This window comes from Bradymonas sediminis (assembly GCF_003258315.1).
GTDB classification, from domain to species: Bacteria; Myxococcota_A; Bradymonadia; order Bradymonadales; family Bradymonadaceae; genus Bradymonas; species Bradymonas sediminis.
The window spans coordinates 673,547-698,534 of sequence record NZ_CP030032.1; the positions used below are offsets into that span (position 1 = coordinate 673,547).

The following is a 24,988-nucleotide window of genomic DNA, read 5'->3' on the forward strand; positions in this document are numbered from 1 at the left end:
TGCAAACGGACTTCCGGGGCAATAGAGTTTAAATGAGTGGTTTGACAAAGGTTTGCGCTTCCCCCAAGCTAAGAAGAAGCCGATAGTTGGATTTATCTAGTTACTGCTTCAAATTGGAGATTCTTATGGGGAAAAACATGTTTTTGGGTGCAACCGTTCAGTGGGTCTACCCAAAATAGGGCTGAAACGCACTTTTGGGGTTGTCTAAGTCTCTCGGGTTCCGACACTTGATGTGATGGATATACTACCCGACGAACGCGATGCGCGCATCGCCGAACTGGAGGCCGAAAACGCGCAGCTTCGCGCGGCGTACATCGATTTGCTTGCGCAACTCGAACGAGCGCTTGCTCGTATCGCCGACCTCGAGCGCCAGCTGGACCTGAATTCGCAGAACTCCTCGAAGCCGCCGTCGAGCGATGGACCGAAACAGCGCGCCGAGCGTAAAAAAAAAGAAAACGGAAAACGCGTCCCGGGCGCTCAGAAGGGGCACCCGGGCCACCACCGTGAGCTGTGGCCGCCGGAAAAAGTGGACCATCACAAACAGTATTTCCCCACGAATTGCTCAGAATGTGGGCTCGAGCTAACGGCTGAAGATGCGCGCGGCGAGCCGGTGCGCCATCAAGTTTTTGAGGTTCCGCCGAAGCTTATCGAATGCACCGAACACCAGCGCATGGCCTGTGAGTGCCCGGGGTGCGGGCATCGAACGCGCGCAAAGCTGCCCGAAGCGGTCGAAAAAAGCGGTTGGGGGCCGCGCCTGGTGGGGCTGTTGGCCACCCTCGGCGCGCTCACTTCGGATACACGCCGCCAACTCGACTGGTTTGTCGGCGAGGTGCTCGGCGCGCCCAGCTCGCTCGGGTGTGTGCAGCGCCATCTTGAGGAGGCGAGCGCCGCGCTTAAGCCCGGATTCGACCAAACGTGCGAGACAGTGCAACAGGCCGAACAGGTCGGGGTCGATGAAACAGGTTGGCGAAAGGGCTCGCTTCCACACTGGATCTGGGTCATTCAAAGCCCGCAGGCCGCCGTCTATCGGATCCGCCCAGGACGCACCAAATCGGTCGCTCAGGAGGTGATCGGCCAGCCGGGCGCGCGTATTTTCGTCACCGATCGCTATGGCGCGTACTCATTTTTGGCGGCCGAACGTCATCAGATCTGTCACGCGCACCTACTGCGGGAATTTGTAAAAATGTCCGAAATGGACGGCGAGATCGGGCGCATTGGCAAGGATTTGGAAGAATTGAGCCGCGAACTTCAGGGCCAATGGGCCCGGATGTGCGCCGGGGAAATGGCACGAGAAAAATGCGTCGCATGGATCCGAGAAAAGGTGCGCCCGAAGTGGGAAGCTTTGCTCAAAAAGGCGGCGGCCCACGGGAAAGCCGCGCCAGCGATGGTTCGCTGGCTTCTAAAAGAAGAATATCTGCAGATGGCCTGGGTTTTTCTGGGGCACCCCGGCCTTGATCTGACCAACAACGCCTCTGAGCGCGCGCTTCGAGGGCCCGTGATCCAGCGGAAGATCTCCTGGGGCTCGCAATCCGACGCCGGACTGCGGATGATGGAGCGGCTGTGGACCATCGCCGAGACATGCAAACGCCAGTCGAGCAGCGTGCTAGGCTACATTACCCGGGCTATTGAGGCGCTGCGAAGCAAGGCCGCCGCCCCGCTTCTAATTCCGTGATTAGCTGACTTTTAGGTCGACCCACTGAACGCTTACTTTTGGGTTTGTTCTTTGTTCTTTGTTCTTTGTTCTTTAGCGCTTAATGTTTCCGACGCAAGCGCTCAGTCTCAAAGTTGCGTTGATTTTGAATCCTTCTCTAGCACACTAGCGTTGCCCTCGCCCGTTGTTGCTCCTCCCGGTGATTTTATTCCTTCCGATTTCCATTTTTATGCTGATGGTGATGGTGATCCGGTCTCGAATAACGATGAGTACGCTTTTTTATCATGGGTGAACCCTTCACCTCAGTATACCGGAACCTTTTTGGCCGTGGATGGTACATTCCCATCTGCGTAGACCCACTGAACGCTTACAACCAGATTCACGTTTGAGCTTAATCCAACGCTCGACGCTGGACGGGCTGACATTAAAACGTTCGGCGATAGCCGCCTGAGACCCTTCGTTGGCCTCCCAGGCGTCGACAACTCGTTTGCGAAGAATGATGGAATATGCGTCGGGCATCGTGTGCCTTTTTCGGCAGGGAACACCCTGTAAGTGTCTAAAATATATCAGCTATTTCGGCTGGTTTCGTAGTGAGCACGAATGGGCCATTTAAAGGGGTAAGATATTTTATGAACATCGATTGCATACGCGTATTTTTATTTCTGGTGTTTTTACAAGTTATTGCCGTTAATATCGCATGCTCCGATAGTAATAAAACCTTGAGGGACGTTGGCGACGTTGGTCATCAATCCGATGGCGATCAGGCGGATGTCACCGCAGATCAGGATATTCGAGAGGACGAAGGCCGACATATTGCCCAGTTGGTGGTTCTGCCCCGTACCATTGCGATGGCCCCTACAGGCGTCGTCCAGGCGAGCATAAAGGGGTATGATTCAAGGGGCGTTGAATTGGAATTGGAAGCGGGCCAAGTGGTATGGGAGGTCGAAGACCCGCAGGTCGCGACCGTTGATCAAAGCGGAAAGATAACGGGTCTGCAAACTGGCACAACGCAACTTTTGGCCAGTGCGCAGGAAGCCGTGGATTCGGTCGAGGTGCATGTTAAGCGCGTTGAGCACATTGAAATTATCCCCAATGGGGGCGAAGTGGCCCTAGGGACGCCGCTACAACTAGAGTTGCGTGCGTATAGCGCAGATGGAGCGAGGCTACCAGTTGGGACGCAAGGTGTTTGGGCTAGTGACCCTGATGAAATTGCCGAGGTCGATTCGAATGGTGTTCTGAATAGTCAAAATCCCGGAATGGTCGAGGTCCAAGTAACTCTTGGCGCTCTACAGGCCGCAGCGGAGTTTCGTGTTGAAGTGAAGTTCCGGTCGATGCATTGCAAAGGAACATTTTGTTGCATGACATCAACTCAATCCGACATGTATTGTTGGGGGCGAATGGGGAGTGGGTCTGAAGATAACCCGGGTATGTTCTTTATGGAGTCTTCCATTACAAAGATTGAAACGGATTTGGAGTTTATATCTTATGATTGGGAAGCTTTGGCTGGTTGGGGCGCGCTCTGCGGGTTAACGGAACTGGGAATCGTCTACTGTTGGGGCACAAACTTTTATAAAATGGTCGGTAGAGAAGACTTTTTGGCGATATATGAGACCCCTCAGGAGTTGGAAACGGAAGTTCATTTCCAGGATATCGCAATGGGAACGGGCGCCGCTTGCGGGCTAACCTTTGAAGGCGACCTCTATTGCTGGGGCGCGAAGCCCTTTTACGGATATTCAACCATGGGAGTGTCTCCTGAAAATGCGCGCGCCCAACCCTATCTTGTCGTCGAGGGGCCGTTCACGGAATTTCGGATGAGTAATGGCGTGATATGTTTGCTTGGTTTGGATAGTCGGTGGTCATGTATCGGAGATGACCTATTTGGTTTGATCGGCGACGATGGTACTGGTGTATCGCAGCTGACGGCGATCAGCGCCCCTGAGCCACTTGTAGACGTCTTGCCACCAAATAGTCCATCTGGAGCCGCGTATTGCGGGTTGAATTCTAAGCGTCGGGTCTATTGCTGGGGCTCTAATCTTTATCAAACTCTGGGCCACCCGCCTGCTGCAGATGGGTCCGTGCTGATCACCCAAGCGCCCCAACCGACTCTGTGGGATCTTAGGTTTTCAGAGTTAAGGGGGAATAGTCACTCGAGTCGCTATTGCGGCCTGAATATGGGCGTAACCGCTATTGCATGTTGGGGGAGTAATTTTGGTCCGGGAACGCGCGGCTGTGGACTCGGGCCGAGAGTTTCTTCGGCTTTGAAATCGACCTATATTCCTCAATATATTGACGGTCTTCCCGAAGATATTGTTGATTTTAGTGTAACCGACAGCGGTGGATGTGCGCTCACCGAGGGCGGAGATATCTGGTGCTGGGGGCTTTACGGCGATGGCTCACTTGTCCGCGAAGACGCGTTTGATTTCTGTGAACAATCGCCCCAGCGTGTGTCGACCTTTTAGAAATAGGCCGCTTTACATACATGGTCGTCGGTCTGTAGATCAACCCGCACCCGCCGGAGTTTCAGCTCAATTGTCGCGGGTGGATAAGCGCGGACCCGAGGTCGTGCGCGCAATGCCACGGGGACCTCGCGGCGCTCAAGCAATTGTGTCTCTGATGCCGGTTCTATGAGTCGCCTAATGGCCAGCGTGGCCTGCAATATTTGCGCGGCTTGCCAACGAGCGCTATGATGAGCATCGCTTCTCCTGAGAGACGTCGATGGTGTTTTATATGCTATCCGGTCGCGAAATCCCTCAATCATATAAATAAAGCAGTGTGATGATATGAAGAGACGACTTGTTATGATGTCCGCGGGGCTTCTATTGATGCTTAGCGTCCCGGGGTGTAGCGACGCGCCAGCCGCGCGCAATGGAGACGATGCAGACGCCCGCGGAGACGTGTCCTCGCCCGATGCGCTCGGTGACGTGTCTTCGCCCAATATTCATGAGTGCGTCATCACCGACCCCAACGACCTGCCGGGGGCGAATATCTTGGAGGATAATTGCGCAAAAGACGGCGCGACCGTCATTTTTGTGGATCCCAAGGAGGGCGATGACGCGCGCTCCGGAGAGACCCCGTCGCAGGCCGTGAAGTCGCTGGCCGTGGCCCTCGTGAAGGCTACCGGGGCGCGCATCTATATCCTCGCCGCAGCGGGCACCTTTAAGGAGCGGGTCGCGCTCAAGGATGGGGTCAGCATCTTTGGGGGCTATGACGCCGCGGATGGATGGGCGCGAAATAAAAATGACGTGCTTACCGAGATTGACCCGTCGGGTGATGCCTCGGCGTTTGATGATACGACGACCGATTATATCACCGTCGTCGCCCAAGATATTGACAAGCCCACGACCCTGGACCGCCTCACTATTCGCGGCGTGGACGCGGTGAACCAGGGCGCGTCGAGCTATGTCATCTGGGCGCATAACGCCGATGGGCTGCGCGTTAGGGACGCGATTATTGTCGCCGGAAAGGGCCAAAAGGGTCGCGACGGCGAAGCCGGGCTCAAGGGCGATGAGCGCAGCTGCGAGGCTGGCGGTGGTGAGGGGGCGGACAATAACGATTCGCAGGCGCAGCCGGATTGTGGGGCGCCCAACGGCGTGTATGGCGCGGCGGCCGGTGGCACCGATGGCAGCGGTGGTATATCTGAAAATGGCGAGCACCAGGCGTCTTCGGGCGGCGGAGTGGGCGGAGACGGCGGGGCGCATGCCTGCCCCAGAACTCTTGCGGGCTGCTCCGTCGGAGTTGGCGATGGTGTTGATGGGGGCGCCGGTGAGCCTGGCCAGCCAGGTGCTCATGGCCAGCCTGGCTCGCCTGCAGGCCACGTCGTCGCGGATGGGTTGTGGCGGGGCGATTGGGGTGAGTCGGCCACCGATGGCGAGAATGGAGGCGGCGGTGGAGGCGGCGGCGCCGGTGGGATTTGCTCTTACAATGGCGGAAAAAGCCTGGGCGACAATGGGGGCCATGGCGGCGATGGCGGTTGCGGGGGGACGCTGGGCGAAAACGGGCAGCCAGGTGGCGCGTCCTTCGGCATCTTCGCGAGTAATTCGGATCTTTCGCTGAGCGCCGTCATCGTCGAGTTGGCAGAGGCCGGCGGCGGTGGCAACGGGGCCAAAGGTGGCGACGGGCAGGAGGCCACAAATCAAGGCATCTCGGTGGCGACCGGCCGCAACACGGGTGGCGGAAGAGGCGGCGATGGTGGGTTTGGCGGCGACGGCGCCCCCGGCGGCGACGGCGTGGGTGGCTGCGGCGGACCGTCGGTCGGCATCGCAAAATACGCCAGCGACTTCGAGGTCGCGGCCGAGACGAGCTTTACGCAGCCATCGGAGCCGTCGAAGGGCGGCGCGCACGCGATGAACGCCGGCGCCCCGGCGCGCTGCGATGGTCTGCTGGCGGACCAGTATGAGTTTGGTAATTAACGAACTCTTTGGCGTTTAATGCGCCGAGCGGGCCTAGAGTAAAGTGAATAAAAAAAGCCCCATCACAGCATGTGATGGGGCTTTTTCTATCAAGTTAAATTAACTCAATCCTTGCCGAAATTCTTCTTGAGCAAATCAGCGAAGGTGCCCAGGCTCTCGGACTTCTGGTCGACGAAGTTGCGCGGGCCACCGCTGGGCTCCGACGGCGCGTCCGACTTCGACTTGCGCCGCGCCGGGGCGTCGCTGGAGGCCTGGATATCGCCGGCGGCCTTCTCGGTGAGCGCCATCTTGCGCGCGACCGGGTCGACGTTGAGCACGCGCGCGGTGGCGGTGGTGCCGGTGGTGTATTTGCGCTGCGGGGTGGAGCCGCCGGGCAGGTCCATCTCGCTTCGGGGGATCAGCGCCGTGATGCCCGACTCAAGCCGCACAAACGCGCCGAAGTCCTGCACGTTCTCGACCTCGCCGCTGACCTCCATGCCGACGGTGTAGCGGTTCTCGGCGCCGTCCCACGGGTCGTTCTCGACCGCCTTCATGCTCAGGCTGATGCGCTGGCGGGTGAGGTCGATGTCCTGGATCTCGACGCGGATTTTCTGGCCGTTTGAGAGCACGTCGCTGGGGTGCTTGATATGCTGCTTCCAGCTCATCTCGGAGACATGGACCAGGCCGTCGATGCCAGGCGCAATTTCGACAAATGCGCCAAACGGGGCCAGGCGCACGACGACGCCCTCGACCTGGCTGCCGATGGCGAATTGCTCGTTGACCCGCTCCCACGGGTCGTCCTGGGTCGCCTTGATCGACAGGCCGATGCGCAGGTCGCCGCGCTTTTGCTCTTCGATATTGAGGATTTTGACCTGGACGGTGTCGCCCTCGGAGACCACATCCGAGGTCTTGTCGACCGCGCCGTAGCTCAGCTCCGAGATATGCACCATGCCCTCGATGCCGCCGATGTCGACGAACGCGCCGAAGTCGAGCACGCGGGTGACCTTGCCGCTGACGATCTCGTCGACCTTGAGGCGCTCAAGCGTCTCTTTGCGGCGCTCGGCGCGCTCTTCTTCGAGCAGGGCGGTGCGGCTGACGACGATATTTCGGCCCTCTTCGGCGATCTTCTCGACGCGGAAGCGGTAGGTATTGTTGAGGTGAATCTCGGGGTTGTCGGTGTAGCCGAGCTCGATCTGGCTGACCGGGCAGAAGGCGCGCACGCCGCCGATGGCGATCTCAAAGCCGCCCTTGTTGGTCTCTGCGACGCGGCCCTCGATCGGCATGCCGGTGGCGTGGGCGGTGTAGATGGCCTCCATCGCGCCGTCGCGCCCGGACAACTTCTTGCCCATGCGGATCTCGCCGCCTTTGGTCGAGAGCACGAAGAGCTCGAGCGGGTCGCCGACCTCGACGGCGACGTTGCCCTCTTCGTCGCGCACGTCGTCGATCTTGACCATGCCCTCGGTCTTGGAGTTGCTAAAGGACACAAACACGAAGTCTTCGCCGATGGCCACGATGGTCGCGTCGACCTTGTCGCCCGGGCTCACATACGAGTTGACCGGGGCGCTGGCGGCGGCGCCTTCGCCCATCAGGAGGGCTTCGAAATCGGCGGTGGTGACGTCTGGCAGGGCGGGCGTATTGATCTGGATATCCTTGGGCGGATGCGAGGTCGAGGTGCGGTCGGATTTCGGGGCTTTCGGCGCGCTTCTGGGGGCCGACTTGGCGGCGCGGGTCTCGTCCTGGGGACGCGGGCTGCGCTTGTCGCCTTTTTTGGCCTTCTTGGCCGGCTTTTCGCTCTTGGGAAGCGGCGTCAGGTCCGGCTTCTCCACGGCGCGCGCCACGCGGACTTTGCCGCCGGCGCTATGCTCGGTTTTAAAGGCGCCATCGGCTTTCACGGTGTCGGATTCGCTGGATTGCGCATCTTTACTCGCGGCGGCTGGCTTTTGACCGGCAGGTTCATCAACCAACTGCACGCGTTTTCGCGTGCGCGGTTTGGTATCGTCCGTTTCGCTGGTCTTCACGTCCTGGTTCTTCGACTCTTTATCCGACATAATTCGCTGTCTGTGGGGGTGGAAATCCAGTAAATAACATGCTCTAGGCCGGGATGTGTCTAACCCAGCGCGCAGGCTCTCGCAACCCTGAGCCTCAGGGATTCGTATGAATCATGCATAATTAATGCGTTTTGTGCGCAAATTGGCAAGCTCTCGATTGATTCTGTCGGGCTTCGCCCGGCTTATTCGCCGGGATCTCCCGGGTGAGAAAGCCGCGCCACCAGCATCGTATGATAGGTCGCCGGGTGGATATTGGCCGCGCCCAGCGTGTCGAGCTGCCAGCCCATTTCGCGCAGCTCCGCGATATCACGGGCGGCCGACGCCGGCGACGGCCCAAGATAGACCAGCCGGCCGATGCCCAATTTCGTCAGGTAGCTCAGGGCCCGGCGCCCCAGCGGCTCGCGCATCGGGTTGATGGTCGCCGCGTCGAAGCGGCGCCCGTCGAGCAGCAGGTTTCGCAGCGCGTTCTCCCAGCCGCCCACCATAAACTCGACCGGGCAGCGCTTGCCCGTGGCGTTGTCTGCCAGGGAGTTCCCCAGCGCGTTGAGCCGGGCGCTGGCGACCGAGTGGCGGTTGATGTCGAGCCCGACGACCTCGCGCACGCGGGCCGCGGCGAGCAGGGCGATCGTGCCGATGCCCGAGCCGATATCGAGGAACGCCTCGTCTTCTTGCAGATCCAACAGGTCCAGGACCCGCGCGTAGAGCGCCTCCGAGGGCGCGAGCGTCGCCGGGAACCAGTCGTCATAGCCGACCTCCAGGCGCAGGCCCGCCAGCGGGATCACCAGGCGCTCGGGGTCCTTGAGGATAACGCGCCGATTGCTGGTCGACACCGCCAGCCCAACCTCGTCGCCCAGCGTGTCACCCAGGCGCTCGAAGAGTTGTTGCAGCGCGCCCTCGACCACCGCGTGCTCGAGCAAATCCTCGTCCTCCGACTCGCACAGGCACACCTCAACGCGCCCCCGACCGACCACCGGTGAGGCGACCCGCACGCTTCGAATCGCCGGCGGGTTGCCCGGTTTGTGGCCGGCCTCGCGCGCCATTTCCTCGTCCCAGGGCATCTCGTCGAGCGAGGCGAAGACCTGCTGGACCGTCGTCACCAGGCGCCGCATCGGCGTGGTGAGCGCGGGGCAATCGAACATCGGCACGAGCGCGTCTTGCACCGGCGAGCGCAGGCCCAACTCGAATCCCGGCCCGTCATCGTCGTCGGTCTTTGGTAGGCATCGATAGCTCAGGTTTGAGCGCACCCGAAAAGCGTCGCCGCGCGAGATGGGCTGCGGCGAGATAATCTCGGTCGGCGGGAGCTCCTCGCGCGGGACGCCGCCGAATTTCTCCAAAACTTCCTGCACGGTGCGCACATGGAAGCTCATCTCTTCGTCGATAGTGGTCGCGCGAAGTTGGCAGCCGCGGCAGACCTGGTCGCGTTTGCACAGCGGGTCGCGCCGCGCGTCCGATGGCTCCAGGACCTCCAGAAGATCGCCGAAAACCCGGCGGCCTCGCCCAATACCCGAGCTCACCCGCACCCGCACCAATTCGCCGGGCAGCGCGCCGGGCACCGACATCCAGCCGTCCGCGACCCGCACAAAACCCTCGCCGGTAAAGCCGTAATCGTCGATTCGAATGTCGACGATTTCCGCCGCGCATATTTCGTCTAATGTGCGTTCTTCCAAACCAATTTTTCTCGCGTGCTGGTGTCGCGGATCGCTAAACCCGGCCTACTTGGGAGCCACCGATCGCAGCTCGATGGCCCAGGCTACGATTGTATATAGCGATTCTGGGCCTAGTTATTCAAATTTGTTTCCAAAACCGTATCATAGATTCGGAAAATCTGGTCCTCGATATGCTGGCGGTTGAATCGGCGCATCGCCAGGGCGACCGCGCGTTTGCCGTATAATTGGCGGCGCGCCGGGTCATCGAGGGCCGCGCGCGTGGCCGCGACCAGCCCGCCGACATCGCCGCAGTCGACCAACTCGCCGGTTTGCCCGTGCTCAATGGCGGCCGACATATCGGCGATATGATAGGCGATCGCGGCGACTTCGGTGGCCGCCGCCTCCATGACCTGGCGCGCCGCGCCGTGGGTTCGACGCGGCGACACAAAGAGATCGAGCGCGCGATAAAAGCTCGCCTCCTCGAACTCCCGCTGCTTCGCGCTGGTGGCGACGGTCGGGCGCGGCGCGTCCTCCAATAGATGCACGCGGTCACGCTGCAATTGGGCCTGCAACCTAAACAGCGCGCGTCGCGCGGCCAGCCCGCGCAGCGCGCTGGTGTCCAGGTCTAAGAGCCAACCGGTGGTCGGGTGGGTGCGCTCAACCTCTTCGATGCACTCGCGCAGGTCATCGCATTCGGCGGCGCTATAAAGCGTGCCGCGAAACCCGATGATATTTCGCCACGCGCGCGGCAACCCGAGCGCCTGGCGGGCTTGTTCGCGGGTCGGAAACGCGTCGTCTTTGACGTTGAATTTTGTCAGGTCCACGCCGTCGCCGCCGACGAGCATCTCAAGCTTATGATAGGGCACGAGCTGCAGCTCTTGGAGCATGCGCAGGTCGTGCTCGTTGCTGACCAGATATTTGTCGACCAGCAGCGAGATCAGCCGATAATAGGACAGCCCCTTAAGCGCCAAGAGCTGCGGCAGGCGCGCCTCAATATTTTCGCGTACGACCTGCGGCAGGCGCGCCTCGAGCTGCGCGCCCAGCGACTTCAACCTCTTCTTTACCCGACCTTTTTCGAAGTCATGCCCGTCGGCGCTGAGCACAATCACGTCGACGTCGGCCGCCGCCGCGGCCAGCACCCCGAGGGTCCCCACCGCGCCGTTCATCGCGTGCACCAACACCGGCTCCTGCTCGATCAAATACGCCTGCACGATAAAATACGCGCCGATAAGCCCAGCGATATTTCGGGAGTGCAGCACCGGGATGGGTTTGACGATGACCCCGCGCGCGCGCAACTGCGGGATGCCGCCGTCGTCGCCGCACAGAAGATGCACCTCAAAGCCCTCGTTGATCAGGCGGGCGAGGCGGTCGCCATAGTCGCGTTCGAGCTGGGCTGAGCTGCGTCCCACATAGACCAGGCGGTAGATTTTTGCTGCGTTTTCGGTTGCTGAAGTCATGAGCGTTTGGGCAAATATCGTCGGGACAAAAAATGAGAAGACGCGTGCGAGCCGCGGGGGCCCCGCAGGCCTCGCCAGTACTAGTGCAGCCATCTTCAAATGTGCAAGCGCCGCCCCTTTTGGGGCGGGTGCGTTGACGTGCTCCAAGCGATGGCAGACGATGGGGTGTCTTTGACCTGTTTCGAGCAAGATCGAATTTGAATTATGGAAAAACTGCGCATTTTGATCGTCGATGACGAGGAGAATATCCGGCATATGTTGTCGATCTTGCTCCGCAAAGAGGGCTATGAGGTCAGCGCGGTCGGCGACGGCGAGGAGGCGCTTAAATCGCTGCTCGCCCAGCAGTGGGACCTGGCGCTTTGCGATGTGCGCATGCCGAAGATGGGTGGGCTGGAGCTGATCGACGCGGTGGTCGAGCGCGATATTTCGACCACCGTCATCGCGATGAGCGCGTTTGGCAATCGCGAGATGGCGGTCGAGGCGCTTAAGCGCGGCGCCTATGACTATATCGACAAGCCCTTTAAGCGCGATGAGATCCTCTTGACCCTGGCCAAGGCCGAGGAGCGCCTGCAACTTAAGCGCGAGAACGCGTCGCTGCGCGGGGGCGAGGCGGACGGCGTTTTTCAGGGGTTGGTCGGCTCGAGTGAGCCGATGCGCGCGCTGTTTGAGACGCTGTCGAAGGTCGCGCGCTATAAGTCGACCGTGCTGATCACGGGCGAGTCGGGGACCGGCAAGGAGTTGGCGGCGCGCGCCGTCCACACGCTCTCGCCGCGCGCTCAAAAGCCCTGGGTGGCCGTCAATTGCGGGGCCATCCCCGAGAACCTGCTCGAGAGTGAGCTCTTTGGCCACGTGCGCGGCGCGTTCACTGACGCCACCCACGACAAGCTCGGGCTCTTCGAGCAGGCCCACGAGGGGACGCTATTTTTGGACGAGATCGGCGAGATGCCGCCGAGCTTGCAGGTCAAGCTGTTGCGGGTGCTTCAAGAAGGTGAGGTGCGCCGGGTGGGCGGGACGCGCAATATCCCGGTGGATGTGCGCGTGGTCGCCGCGACCCTGCACGACCTGGGCGAGCGGGTCGAAGAGGGGCATTTCCGCGAGGACCTCTATTATCGTCTCAACGTCATCAATGTGACTCTGCCGCCGCTTCGCGAGCGGGCCGAGGATATTGGCGAGCTGGTTCGTTATTTTGTCGACAAGCAAAATAAGCGCCTGGGCACCGCGATCAACGGCGTGAGCGCCGAGGCGATGAAGATCATCCTCGACTACGCGTGGCCGGGAAATGTGCGCGAGCTGCAGAATTGCATCGAGCGCGGCGTGGTGCTCGCCAACGGCCCAAAGATCGACGCCTCGGTGCTGCCCCAGCGCATCCTGGAGGGGAACGACGAGCTGCAGCAACTCTTCGACAGCGATGAGCTCTCGATCAAGAAGATGAGCGCCGATTTGGAGCGTATATTGATCCGCCGCGCGCTCGAGAAGACCGGCGGAAACCGCACCCACGCCGCTAAGCTGCTCGAGATCAGCCATCGGACGCTGCTCTATAAGATCAAGGATTATGACCTGGAGACGGTGGGCGTTGAGTAGGTGCGTGCGCGCCGGAGACGGACTATTTCGGCCCGGATGACGCCGCGCGATCCTGCTCGGCCACGACCTCCTCGACCTGGCGTCTTAACCACTGATGACTGGCATCCGTATAGCTTCGCCGGTGCCATACCATGGACACCGTCCCGCGGAGCAGGTCGATGGGCGGATCGAAGATGCGAAGCGCCAGGGCGTCGGCGTATTTTTCGGCGACGCTTCGCGCCGTGGTCAGGATCATATCGCTATTGGCGACGAGAAATGGCGCGACCATAAAATGCGGCACGACCACCGCGACGTGGCGCTTGCGCCCCATTTCGGCGAGGGTGAGGTCGACCACGCCGACGTCATCGGCGAGCGGGGAGACCAGAATATGCGAGAGCTTGCAATAGGTGTCGAGGTCCAGCGCATCGCCGACCTGCGGGTTGTCCGCGCGCACCAGGCTCACCAACTCCAATTGAAATAAATCGCGCCGGTAGAGCGTGTCGGGGACATCTTCGGGCAGCCCCAGGGTGAGCGCCAGGTCCACCGCGCCGGTGGCCAGGCGGTCGGTCGGCGGTTCGGCGCCGAGTTCGCGGATGCGCAGGTCAATGCCGGGGGCGCGATGCTGGAGTTTCTCGATAAGCGCGGGCAAAAAAACGAATTGCACATAATCGCTGGTGGCCAGGCAAAACTCACCCTGCGCGCTCGCCGGGTCAAAGGCCTGGGGCGTCTCGATGGCCGCGGCCAATTGGCTCAACGCCTGCTGCAGCGGGGCCCGAAGCTGCTCGGCCCGCGCCGTCGGCACCATGGAGCGGCCTGCGCGCACTAGCAGGTCATCGTCGAAGAGCTCGCGCAGCCGATTCAGGGCGTGGCTGGTGGCGGACTGGCTTAACCCCAGCTCCTTCGCAGCCTTGGTCACGCTATTGTGGCGCAGCAGCGCGTCCAGCGCGTTTAATAGGTTTAGGTCGATGGTGTGTAGATGCATGGCGTGCATGTCTCGGATGAATATAATCCATTAGGTTAATGAGGTATCCCGTCTATAATAGCCCTTGTCAATCGGATGACGGTTGCATCCATCAACTCAATTCATTCAAACCAACGGAGTTTGACCATGGCTATTCAAAATTGGACGTTCGACTCGGCACATTCTGAAATCTCCTTCAAGGTCCGTCATATGATGTTCTCGAAGGTGACCGGCTACTTCAGCGAATGGGAGGGCGAGTTTGCTTTTGACCCCGAGAACCCGGCCAACGCCAAGACCACGGTGACTATCGCGGTCGATAGCATCGACACCAAAAACGCGGACCGCGACGCTCACCTCAAAAGCGGCGACTTCTTCGACGCCGAGGCGTTCCCCCAAATGCGTTTCGACAGCACGTCTTTCGAGCAGGTCGACGGCGCCGATCTCAAGGTCCACGGCAATTTGACCATCCGCGATAAGACCGTGCCGGTCACGCTGGACGTGGAATACCACGGCAAAGGCATCGACCCGTGGGGAAATGAGCGAGTGGGCTTCTCGGGCAAAGTGGACTTGGACCGCGAGGCGTTCGGGCTGACCTGGAACCAGGCCCTGGAGGCCGGCGGCGTGCTCGTGGGTAAGAAGGTCGAGGTCGAACTGCAGGTCCAGGCGACCCTGGCTGGCTAAGGCAATTTGAGTATTTAGGCATGACGAAGCCGCCTCGCAGGCATCTGCGAGGCGGCTTTTTTATGTGTGGGGGCGGGGCTTCGGGCGGCGTTCTCGTCTGAATCGAAGCCTGGATACCGACGGCTTAATTCACCTGACGACGACTCACCTGCTATTTTGAACCGCTCGTCGGAATATTGTAGAACGTGGCGCCTTCGATGCTCTATAGGATATCCTGCGCTCTTATCGCCGCCGCGCATATGGTGTCGCGAAATGGAATAGAGCAGTCCAAGCTGACCTTTTATTTTGCCTGGGATATCTAGCATGTTGCAGTCGATCGCGCTTAAAGACAAAACGCACGTTGATTCTGACCTTGATTTCGACGCCGAAGTCGAAGTACCTGAGCCTATTGAGACGGCTTCACAGGATATAAGAGTGCAAGAACAAGTTGTAGAAAAAGTACAGGCGACCGAGGCCGCGCGGCCGTCGAGTCGTATCTCTGGGTTCTATAAAATGTCGTTGGGCGCGCGGCTGGAGTGTCTGGTCGAGCGCGGGATCATCGACGCCGAGGGCGCCGAGCTTCTGCGCGACCGGGACCAGGGGCTGGCGGCTGAGACCGCGAACGATATGGTCGAGAATTGCATCGGTCTTTTGGAGCTTCCGCTCGGGCTGGGGCTCAACTTCAAGATCAACGGGCGCGATTATATCGTGCCGATGGCGGTGGAAGAGCCGAGCGTCATCGCGGCGGTCAGCCACTGCGCGCGCCTGGTGCGAACGAGCGGCGGCTTTGAGTCGCGCTGCGACTCCAACGTGATGATCGGGCAGGTCCAGGTCGTCGGGTGTGAGGATTTTGAGACCGCGCGCCTGGCCATCCTCGACGCCCGCGCCGAGCTCCTGGACCTGGCGAATTCCTTTGAGCCGAATATGGTCGCCCGCGGCGGCGGCGCCAAAGAGCTCGAGGTGCGCCTGCTCGACCAGGGCAATTACCGCAAGATGCTGGTCGTCCATCTTCATATCGACGCGGTCGACGCCATGGGCGCCAACCTGGTGAACACGATGGCCGAGGGCATCGCCCCGCGCATCGAAGAGCTCACCGGCGGCACCGTCTTTTTGCGCATCCTCTCCAACCTCGCCGACCGCCGCCTGGTGCGCACCACCTGCCGGATCCCGTTCGCGGATCTGGCGTGGCGCGGCTTCACCGGCCGCGAGGTCGCCGAAGGCATCGAGCACGCCAGCCAATTCGCCGAGCGCGACCCCTACCGCGCGACCACCCACAATAAGGGCGTGATGAACGGCATCAGCTCGGTGTGCATCGCCACCGGCAACGATTGGCGCGCGGTCGAAGCCGGCGCCCACGCCTATTGCGCCCGCGACGGCCAATACCGCCCGATGGCCATCTGGTATGTCGACGGCGAGCACCTTGTTGGGGAGCTGGAAGTCCCGATGCAGGTCGGCACCGTCGGCGGCCCGATCAAGCTGCACCCCACCGTCCAACTCGCCCACAAAATCCTGCGCATCAACGGCGCCCGTGAACTCGCCGAAGTCATCGGCGCGGTCGGCCTGGCCCAGAACCTCGGCGCGCTCAAGGCGCTGTCGACCGAGGGCATCCAGCGCGGCCATATGTCGCTGCACGCGCGCAGCGTCGCCGCCACCGCAGGCGCCACGGCCGATGAGATGCAGTTAGTCATCGACGCGATTATTGCCTGCGGTGAGGTGAAAGTCAGCAAGGCGGTCGAGGTTCTGGCGGAGCTTAGGGCGGTGTAAATTGGAGCCCGACCCTCTGGGTCTGTCAGATAAAAGGCCATCCTCGGAATTCGGAGGATGGCCTTTTTTTATAAAACCTTAATATGACAAAAACGATGCGTTTGGACTACGCTCAAGGTTATCAGCATCCCATTGCAGCTTCAGTCGCTGCCATACTCAAATCAACAAACCTGAGCGATGTCGTGCCGACTGCCTGGATCTGTTGAATTCGTGTTTCAATAATAAATTAAATCCTTTAAAGCCTTCGCTAATAGTGGTTATGTCAGCGGCCGATTGATGTTCTATAATGCTCAAGGCAACTATTGTCCGAACAGCCGCGACTGTATAGGAGCGAAATATGTTCAAGCGGATTTTAACAAATATTTACCGGTGTCCGACGCGAGAGTATATATATATGAATCCGCAATGAATACTCTAATTGGTCAAGGGATCACTGATTCTGGTGGTCACTTCACGATCCGATGGGATACATTTTTTTATAATATACCTATGTATATTCGCTGGAGGCCGATCCAAAAGGATGGGCGTTTTGCAATCCGTACACCATCGGGTGGGCAATGGAATTTTAATACAGGTCTTATACAGCCGGATACGAACACCACTCTCTCATCACCTCAAATATTGGGGGCATTTTATTGGGGGTCATCTTCATCACCGGAACCAGTGTCGAATCTATATAACGGCGCCTGGCGGATGTGGTATTACGCCCTGAATTCATCTTCAAGAATGAGGGCATATTTCAACGATGTTGAGATTCGAGCCGATAGTGATAAGGGAGGAAAATGCCCCACGAGTTGTGCCAATGGTGGCCAGAACCGAATTGATATTGACTCGGTTAATTCCATGTACGCGCCGCAGGCTCGGATCCTTCACGAGATGGGGCATATCGCGTCATATCGCGCCAGCTATCACCAGAATTATAAATATGGTGGTGATTATGAGTGGCCAAACACTGGCAAAAACGGAAGTTGGTCTTTAACAAGCTCCGAATGGGGGGCCGCTCAATTCGAGGAGGGATTGGCCACGTTTTACGGTGACCGGGCGATTTATTGGCAAGCCGCCACCGAACCACACACATGCTATGCTTCTAAACTTCCTTGCTCAAATGGTTCATATAATACTGAGAGCAGCAGCGGCGCTGGCAGTGGTTGCGCCTTCAATGAGGATAGATTTCCCATTAGCGTTGTTCGTTATCTGCGTGATTTATACGACAGTAACGGAGACACGGGGATCTCCGCATCCTATTCTGAATTTTTTGAGACAATTGAGGATTTCCCTGGGGGAATCAGCAACGGCGACAAAGATGAGCCATTTTGCGACTCAGCCATTCCGTTTATGCCCGATTATCTCTGTGATCGTCATGGTCGTTCGGCACGCGACTTTCGCCGTCACTTTGAGGCCCGAACCGGGGAAAATACCCTTTCTGAGTGGGCATGGAATTGTGTACCAGTCGGCGACTAAGTTGATGTCGCATCCCTGCCGGCATAAAAAAGTGGGTAGGGATGAGGTTTATAGCCATTATTTGTCGTTCTTAATTAGAGGCTTGAATGAAATCTCGACGCCATCAAAGAATTGTCTATATATCGATAAAATTAACGTTTTTGGCTTCACTCGTTGCGGTTCTCCTATTTAACTACGGGTGCGAACCCGATTACGAGGACATTATATTATGTGATGGCAGCGACGACGTCCGCCTAGCCTATCGCATGCAAAGCTCAGTGGGTCGTATTCCACCCGGAGAACAAGTTATGGTCGAGAATGGATATTCATTTTTGTACCTCGACGGCCAGTGCCGCTACTGGGCTTTTCCGCGAGAATATGACGGAAGTTCTGATAGCATTTGGAGTGACGTCGTGACGGGCAAACTTACCCCGGGCCAGGAAGCAAAACTCAAGGACGATTTGTCGGTGATACAATGGCAGGCTTGGGACCAAAAACACTTTCATGAGCCCGGTCTCTTCGACGCAGGTACGGCCACATTTTGGACTCCAATGGCGATGTTTCAGTGCTCGGGAGACTGTGGGAGCAATTTAAGAGAAGAAATCTACACAAATACTCGCACGTGGATTCGGACACTCGCTGAACAAGGTGATCCTGTCGAGGGCGCGGTGCGTGTGGCCGCGATAATAATGCCCGATGAAGCCCTTCCAAATCCTCTTCAACCCGTACCGGAGGATATTGATCTTCGAGAGCACGCTGTGTCCTTTGGTGATGCCTATAACATCTGTTTTGGCGACGGAATCCTAGTGACTGGTGACGTCGCCGATACGTTGCGGCGTTATCGCCGTGAATATTACGGTGGAAAATACGGAAATTTTGACTATCGATACTTACCCCTCGAGGCCGCAGACGGACAGAAATATATGGTCTATGTCCGCGACACCACGCCACCCGAAGGTGACAACGGACTCGTTCAACTCGAAGGTATTTCCACCTCAATATGCCCCGACTGAGAATGACGGTTTTGGAGAGATGATGAAATCTCAATAAACATTCATTTAAGGCTATTGGGCTGTTTTTATAAGGACATATTCATGGATAATCGACGCATCCGACCTGTATTTATCCTCTTAATGGTGTTGGTATGTGTGCTCGCCGGGGTGCTAATTCGCTGGACTTGGGACGCCTTCAAACCCGCTCCAGCCAAACAATTTACTCAGACCATCTCTACCGATAAACTTCAACAAAATCGTTTACCAAAAAACAACACATCCAAACCTACAAAAAGATTTTCAAATTCCCAAATGCAAATCGCCGGCACAATGGATTCGGATTCGCGTCCACCAGGTATCGACCCACCTCCTGAGTACTTTCCGCGCGACTCTAAGGAATGGCAGGGCATGCGGATCGATATAAATCTCCAGCCTCCATGCTCCGAATCAGCAAATTGTGGCCTGGCGCGTGCATGTAACGACGGTAAATGCGGTCCTTGTATGACCGACCGCGATTGCGACGGCTCCGAGATATGCGCTCTCGAGCATTGCGTGAAGGCTGAAGACACCGAATGCCAGAGCAAGAATGATTGCGCGCAAGACGAACTCTGCATTCTTAGCGGATATTCGACGGGTGTTCGGGGCAACGAGGAGATGACGGCAAAATGTATAGAACCTGGCGCAGAACCTGTACTCAGCGAAGAAGAAGAACAAGCCATCATGGACGCAAATCCTATCGAGCGCATCGAGGCTCCAACTCCCACGGTCGCTATGGGCGATTTAATGGACACACTGCGTAACAACGCTGATGATTCCTCGGAAGACTTCGAAACCGGTATAAATTCTCCGTAACGGACTCGATTTCGCCACTTTGCGTTGAATCAGGGCAGGGATGCCCTGACTCGTATTTTGGACGGGACTTCGTCTTTGTAAAAGAGCCGCCACCCTCATTGCGAGGATGGCGGCTTTATTTCTCAACTCATCGCCCTACCCATCAGCGCACAAAGACCACGCCAAACGCACGCAGGTCGACGTTGCCGTTATCGAAGCGCACATTGCAGCCGGCCGAATGTCCGATGTGGCCGCAGTGGGGTGGGGCCGCCCGCGCCACCGATGCCGCGCGCCTCGCCATCCTCGACGCCCGCGCCGAGCTCCTGGGCCTGGCGAATTCCTTCGAGCCGAATATGGTCGCCCGCGTCGGCGGCGCCAAAGAGCTTGAGGTGCGCCTGCTCGACCAGGGCAATTATCGCAAGATGCTGGTCGTCCATCTTCATATCGACGCGGTCGACGCCATGGGCGCAAACCTGGTGAACACGATGGCCGAGGGCATCGCCCCGCGCATCGAAGAGCTCACCGGCGGCACCGTCTTTTTGCGCATCCTCTCCAACCTCGCCGACCGCCGCCTGGTGCGCACCACCTGCCGCATCCCGTTCGCGGATCTGGCGTGGCGCGGCTTCACCGGCCGCGAGGTCGCCGAAGGCATCGAGCACGCCAGCCAATTCGCCGAGCGCGACCCCTACCGCGCGACCACCCACAATAAGGGCGTGATGAACGGCATCAGCTCGGTGTGCATCGCCACCGGCAACGATTGGCGCGCGGTCGAAGCCGGCGCCCACGCCTATTGCGCCCGCGACGGCCAATACCGCCCGATGGCCATCTGGTATGTCGACGGCGAGCACCTGGTCGGCGAGTTGGAAGTCCCGATGCAGGTCGGCACCGTCGGCGGCCCGATCAAGCTGCACCCCACCGTCCAACTCGCCCACAAAATCCTGCGCATCAACGGCGCCCGTGAACTCGCCGAAGTCATCGACGCGGTCGGCCTGGCCCAGAACCTCGGCGCGCTCAAGGCGCTGTCGACCGAGGGCATCCAGCGCGGCCATATGTCGCTGCATGCGCGCAGTGTCGCGGCGACCGCCGGCGCGACGGCCGATGAGATGCAGCTCGTTATCGACGCGATCATCGCCAGTGGTGAGGTGAAGGTCAGCAAGGCGGTCGAGGTTCTGGCGGAGCTACGGGCTTCCTGATGGGGAGCCCGACCTTCAAGGTCTGGCAGGGAGATCAGCTATAAGAACGCCATCCTCATTGCGAGGGTGGCGTTTTTTGTTGAAGTCCTCATAGCGAGCTGACATGCTGCCCCGCATATCGAACTAAATTACCACCATTTGGGGGCCCGAAGCATGAAATCATTGAATAGTCGCAACGCCATCGCCATCACCCGACGCCTCGGCGGCGCGGCCCTGCTTTTGGGGCTTCTAAGCGCGAGCTACGGCTGCCTGGACGACGTCACCCTATGTGACGGCAGCGAAGATATCCGCCTGGCTTATCGCACCGGGGGAGGTGGCATGATTTCGCCCGGCCACAAGCTTATGTCCGAGAATGGGTCTTCCTTCTTATATGTCGACGGGCAGTGCCGCTATTGGGCGTTTCCGCGGGAGGACGACGGCGTCTCGGATAATACGTGGAGCGAGGTGGCGACCGGCGAGCTCAGCGCGGAGCAGGAAGCAGAGCTCAAAGATGAGTTGTCGGTGGTGGAGTGGCAGCGCTGGGATCAGGAAGGCTTTCAAGAAAACCCTGCGAATGATGGAGGTGCGGCCACCTTTTGGATGCCCAATACCACATTCTCATGTTCGGGCGGCTGTGGGAGCGGTGAGCGAAATGAGATTCACCAAAATGTGCGCAGTTGGATGGGGAAGCTGGCAAAGCGGGGGGAGCCGGTCCGGAGTGATGTGCGGATATTGGCTGAGGTGGTGCCTGAGAGCGTGCTCAGGCAGAACCGTGAGCATCCTGTGCAACCCGCGCCGGCCGGGCTCGATCTTGGGGCGCACGCCTTTGAAGCGGGCGACCATTATTGCGCGGGTAACGGGGTATTGGTGAGCGGTGAGGCGGCGAATACACTGCGTCGGTATCGCCGTGAGTATGCGCATGGGGAGCACGGCGCTTTTTGGTATAGTTATCTGCCGATCGAGGCCGTCGATGGCCAGCAATATATGGTCTATATGCGCGACACGACGCCGCTCGAAGCCGCCAATGGCCTGGTCAAACTCGACGGGATTCGAGCCGAGTTCTGCGCTCAATAAGGCCCGGCGCCCCGTCGAGAAAAGATGGGTTTTGGGCTTGAGCGAGGCGGCGTTGCTTTCGATGGCTTAGATCACGCAATTGGGCGCTTGGGGGACGGGGTATAGATTATGTGCATAAATGCACGCTTGATACCTCGACAGGGGGGGAGCGAAACGAAGACCTCGCCGTCCAAGGACCCGCTATGAGTCATGCCATCCCAGCGAGTTTGCCCGCGCTCCCGGCGCTCCCCGCCGATTTTGCGCAGTGGTCGGAGTGGGCAAAAGCCGAGTTTCGGGTGCAGCGCGCGCCCACCTTAAGCGTCCCAGACGTTGAGCTTGCGCGCGAGGAGCGCCAGCGGATTGAGATGAGCTGGCGCGCGTTGATCGCGGAGTGGGCCAAGGGGCTGAGCGTTGCGCCGGATGATTCGGCGCGGGCGGCTCAATATTTCTTCCAAAACGCGCAGCAGGCGCCGCCCTTTGTGCTGCGCGCCGCCCAACTTCTGTGCGATCGGGCGATGGAGGACGGGGCCACCTCGCCCGACGTCCTGCACCTCGTCGGGGCGTTTGTGTGGCCGCTGCGCGATATCGACGCGAGCTTCTCGCAACTATGCTGGGATTATCTGGTCTACGCGCCCTGGCAGACCGACTCGGCGGCGCTCGTCGACCTCTTTGGCGCCGCCGATAGGGCGCAGGCGCTGGGGGATGGGCGCACGATTTTGGACCTGGCTGAGGCGCAGCTTGGCGCCCAAAATGCGTATCTTGCGCGCGAGACGCTCGAAGCTGTGGTGCTGATCCAGACCGGAAAAGACCACCTCGACCAGGTGCTCGGGGCCGGGGAGTTTTCGAGCAAAGAGAGGATCACGGGCGCGGCCGAGGCGCTGCGCCGCCTGGCCGAGATCTACGTCAAAGCCGGCGACGCTCAGATCCACGCGCGCGAGGTGATCCGCTGGGTGGCCGCACAGCAAAAGGCGCCGCGCGCGTTGACCGAGGTTCTTGAGCGGCGCGTCTGGGACTTGCCCTATGAGGAGACCTATCAGTGGGCGAAGGCCGGGCCGAAGCTCGGCGAGATCGACGCGCAGATCGCCCAGGCCCTGAGCGCCGACCAGCCGCACCACGCCCGCCGGCTCGCCGAGTCCGTGGTCACCGCCCATTATGACCCGGTGGTGTGGGGCGCGATTTTACCCAATATCAAAAAGGCGAATACGAAGTTTAGGGCGGCGGATCCCAAGGATATTCGCGAGCATCACCCGTCGCGCCACGCGGCCTCGCATCTGGCGCTGCTCTATGTGCAGACAAATTTCACGACCCGTCGGGCCGAAGAATTTGTCGAAAAAATCCTGCAATTGCCGCGCTTTGTCGGCGTCGGCGCGCCGCTGCATGCGGTGCGCGGTGACCTGCAGCGGTTCCTGGTCGAGAGCGACCCCTACACCCTGCTCAACGCGCAAAATAGGGCCTTAGAGCGCATCGACGGGCGCGACGCCGAGAAGCACGCGCGCGACGCGGTGATTCAGTGGTTTGACCGGCGATTCTCAAGCGAGGCGCCCGACCTTTTTGACACCGCGGTCGACGTCATCACCGCGCCTCTGGCGGGGCTCGCGAGCATCGTGTCGGATCTGCCGATGATCGAGCAGTCGATCGCGGCGACCTTCCACAAGCTCTTTGGCTGCAGCGCCTGGCTCACCGGGGACTTAAGCGACCTGCGCCGAGAGGGGGCGAGGCGTCGCGCCGAGGCCGGCGTGAGCCCCGAGCTGATGGGTTTTGCGCGCAAGGAGACGATGTATATGCGAGGGGGCGCGGCGGCCGTGTCGGCCGCGACCTGCTTGCTGCCGCCCGGGTTCGCGATGGTGCTGGGCGGCGCGGCCGACCTGAGCACCACGCTGCTGCTGGCCTTTCGCGCGATCGCCCGGGTGGGCGCGATCTTTGGCATCGACGTCAACACCTGCGAGGGATTCCAATTCGCCCTGGACGCGTTCACCATCGGCTGCTCCAGCGACGGCGGCGAGGGGCTGATCGCGTTTTTGAGCAGCAAAAAACGCGGGGTGCTCTCACAGGTTAGCGTCGGCGGAGTGAGCTACGGGGCGGCGGCGCTCAGCAAGCACCTCTGGTCGACCCCGCGCGGCGACGCGCGCTGCGCCGCCGAATATTCGATTCATTATATCGCGCGCCTGTGCGGATTCGAGCTCAGCCAGAGCGCCGCCGGCAAGTTCATCCCGGTCGCCGGCGCGCTCTATTCGGGCGTGACCACCTACGCGCTGGTGGAGCAAATCGTGGACGCCGCCATTCATATCGCGGCGCGCAACGCGCTTATGGGATTGCTGCCAGCGGAGCCCGGCGAGGCGCGTCGATGAGGTGGATTCACACGCGCGATTTTTCGATTCAGCAGCAGGCAAAATGTCGGGAATGCGGGGCCGACCACTACCTCTATATCCCCTATTGTCGAAGGTGTAAGACTCCCAAAATAACGGACACGGGCGAGGTTGATTTGAGCCGCGCCTTCGCGCATAAGCTCGCCGGGGCGGTGCGCATCGCGCATCTGACCGACCTGCATATCGGCAGCGGGAGCAACGAGATTCGCTGCTTTCGCCGCTGGCTTTGCCATTTGAAGCAGGCCGCGGTCGACGTGGTCGTGGTCTCGGGCGACCTGGTTCACGTGCCCGGCGACCGCTACAACCTGGAGCACGCGCGTCGGCTCCTGGAGGATTGCGGGATGGCGTGGTGCGTGGTCCCGGGCAATCACGATGTCATTCAGCCCGACGGCGAGGGCGCCTTCTACGACGTCTTCGGGCAGTATCCGCGGGTCGAGATGCACGCCGGGGTGGAGTTCGTCCTCGTCGATAGCATGGCGGGATTGCCGGTGGAGCAGCGCGCGACGCTGGAGAAGATCGTTCGCATCGGCAGCAATTGCTATACCGAAGGCATGCTCGGCCAGGTCCAACTCAGTCAACTCGCCGACCAGCTTGGGTCCTCGGGCGCCGCGCGGGCGCGCGTCGGCGTGCTGCACCATCATGTGTCGTATCAGGCGGCCGAGGCGGTCGTCGCGCAGCTTCCCTGGATTCGCGAAGACCACGTCGGCACGATGAAGGCGCTCTTTGACGCCGACGCGTTTTTGTCACTCGCGCGCGCTCAGAATATCGGCGTGATGCTCCACGGGCATCATCATCGCTTTCAGCGGCCGGGGACGCGGCGGGGGCATATTTTGGTGATGAATGGTGGAAGTTCGACGTTGGGGGAGCGGGTGAATTATGTGCGGGTTATCGACCTCTTGGGCGAGACGCGCGTGGTTCATTTGCTCGGATTGGCGAATTGATTTTTTGCGTTCATTTGGGGGCCAGACCTTCAAGGTCTGGCCCCGGTGGTGGTGGGGG

The 24,988-nt window shown here is 59.8% G+C and carries 18 protein-coding genes; 13 read left to right on the forward strand and 5 right to left on the reverse strand.

Going from position 1 to position 24,988, the window contains the following annotated elements:
• Positions 1–235: 235 nt before the first annotated feature.
• Entirely contained in the window at positions 236–1,672 is a 1,437-nt protein-coding gene (gene tnpC, locus DN745_RS02520) for an IS66 family transposase (protein ID WP_111331873.1), read from the forward strand.
• Between the two features lie 276 nt (positions 1,673–1,948).
• Here tnpC and DN745_RS20170 read toward each other — a convergent pair whose 3' ends face one another.
• Positions 1,949–2,170: a helix-turn-helix domain-containing protein gene (locus DN745_RS20170; RefSeq protein ID WP_111331875.1), complete on the reverse strand. Its 222-nt coding sequence runs from the start codon at positions 2,168–2,170 to the stop codon at positions 1,949–1,951.
• 110 nt (positions 2,171–2,280) lie between these two features.
• Here DN745_RS20170 and DN745_RS02530 point away from each other — a divergent pair, with 110 nt between their 5' ends.
• Both DN745_RS02530 and DN745_RS19145 read left to right on the forward strand, forming a co-directional pair.
• Entirely contained in the window at positions 2,281–4,110 is a 1,830-nt protein-coding gene (locus tag DN745_RS02530) for an Ig-like domain-containing protein (RefSeq protein WP_111331876.1), read from the forward strand.
• 321 nt (positions 4,111–4,431) lie between these two features.
• The gene (locus tag DN745_RS19145) at positions 4,432–6,060 is read left to right on the forward strand and encodes a hypothetical protein (protein WP_133621716.1); all 1,629 of its coding nucleotides are present in this window, start codon (positions 4,432–4,434) and stop codon (positions 6,058–6,060) included.
• 104 nt (positions 6,061–6,164) lie between these two features.
• Here DN745_RS19145 and DN745_RS02545 read toward each other — a convergent pair whose 3' ends face one another.
• From DN745_RS02545 to DN745_RS02555, 3 genes are all read right to left on the reverse strand, one after another.
• Complete coding sequence (locus DN745_RS02545; RefSeq protein ID WP_111331881.1) at positions 6,165–8,087, reverse strand: S1 RNA-binding domain-containing protein; 1,923 nt, start codon at positions 8,085–8,087, stop codon at positions 6,165–6,167.
• A 182-nt stretch (positions 8,088–8,269) separates the two neighbouring features.
• Positions 8,270–9,754: a class I SAM-dependent RNA methyltransferase gene (locus DN745_RS02550; RefSeq protein WP_111331883.1), complete on the reverse strand. Its 1,485-nt coding sequence runs from the start codon at positions 9,752–9,754 to the stop codon at positions 8,270–8,272.
• A gap of 110 nt (positions 9,755–9,864) precedes the next feature.
• Positions 9,865–11,190, reverse strand: a complete 1,326-nt coding sequence (locus tag DN745_RS02555) for a glycosyltransferase (protein ID WP_162687405.1) — start codon at positions 11,188–11,190, stop codon at positions 9,865–9,867.
• Between the two features lie 204 nt (positions 11,191–11,394).
• On the opposite strand from DN745_RS02555, the gene DN745_RS02560 reads away from it, so the two are divergent.
• A complete protein-coding gene (locus DN745_RS02560; RefSeq protein WP_111331885.1) occupies positions 11,395–12,771 on the forward strand; it encodes a sigma-54-dependent transcriptional regulator in 1,377 nt (458 codons plus the stop codon).
• 22 nt (positions 12,772–12,793) lie between these two features.
• On the opposite strand, the gene DN745_RS02565 is transcribed toward DN745_RS02560, so the two are convergent.
• On the reverse strand, positions 12,794–13,732 hold the full coding sequence (locus DN745_RS02565; protein WP_162687406.1) for a LysR family transcriptional regulator: 939 nt from the start codon (positions 13,730–13,732) through the stop codon (positions 12,794–12,796).
• A 126-nt stretch (positions 13,733–13,858) separates the two neighbouring features.
• Between DN745_RS02565 and DN745_RS02570 the strand changes: the two genes are divergently transcribed.
• The 9 genes from DN745_RS02570 (at position 13,859) to DN745_RS02605 (ending at position 24,930) form a co-directional block, all read left to right on the forward strand.
• Positions 13,859–14,392, forward strand: coding sequence for a YceI family protein (locus DN745_RS02570; protein ID WP_111331888.1), 534 nt, complete (start codon positions 13,859–13,861; stop codon positions 14,390–14,392).
• Between the two features lie 414 nt (positions 14,393–14,806).
• Entirely contained in the window at positions 14,807–16,135 is a 1,329-nt protein-coding gene (locus DN745_RS02575; protein WP_204355072.1) for a hydroxymethylglutaryl-CoA reductase, degradative, read from the forward strand.
• A 276-nt stretch (positions 16,136–16,411) separates the two neighbouring features.
• The gene (locus tag DN745_RS19150; protein WP_133621717.1) at positions 16,412–17,596 is read left to right on the forward strand and encodes a hypothetical protein; all 1,185 of its coding nucleotides are present in this window, start codon (positions 16,412–16,414) and stop codon (positions 17,594–17,596) included.
• 86 nt (positions 17,597–17,682) lie between these two features.
• Positions 17,683–18,588 (forward strand): hypothetical protein, encoded by a 906-nt coding sequence (locus DN745_RS02580; RefSeq protein ID WP_162687407.1) that lies wholly within the window; start codon positions 17,683–17,685, stop codon positions 18,586–18,588.
• Between the two features lie 81 nt (positions 18,589–18,669).
• Positions 18,670–19,419 carry a DUF7107 domain-containing protein gene (locus DN745_RS19155; protein WP_133621718.1) on the forward strand — a complete coding sequence of 250 codons (750 nt, stop codon included), beginning with the start codon at positions 18,670–18,672 and terminating at the stop codon, positions 19,417–19,419.
• Between the two features lie 182 nt (positions 19,420–19,601).
• Positions 19,602–20,591: a hydroxymethylglutaryl-CoA reductase, degradative gene (locus tag DN745_RS02590; RefSeq protein ID WP_204355073.1), complete on the forward strand. Its 990-nt coding sequence runs from the start codon at positions 19,602–19,604 to the stop codon at positions 20,589–20,591.
• A gap of 153 nt (positions 20,592–20,744) precedes the next feature.
• The gene (locus tag DN745_RS02595; RefSeq protein WP_111331898.1) at positions 20,745–21,644 is read left to right on the forward strand and encodes a hypothetical protein; all 900 of its coding nucleotides are present in this window, start codon (positions 20,745–20,747) and stop codon (positions 21,642–21,644) included.
• Between the two features lie 182 nt (positions 21,645–21,826).
• Positions 21,827–23,971: an EcsC family protein gene (locus tag DN745_RS02600; protein WP_111331900.1), complete on the forward strand. Its 2,145-nt coding sequence runs from the start codon at positions 21,827–21,829 to the stop codon at positions 23,969–23,971.
• The gene (locus DN745_RS02605) at positions 23,968–24,930 is read left to right on the forward strand and encodes a metallophosphoesterase family protein (RefSeq protein WP_111331902.1); all 963 of its coding nucleotides are present in this window, start codon (positions 23,968–23,970) and stop codon (positions 24,928–24,930) included. The genes DN745_RS02600 and DN745_RS02605 overlap by 4 nt, the downstream gene beginning before the upstream one ends.
• The last annotated feature ends 58 nt before the right edge of the window (positions 24,931–24,988 follow it).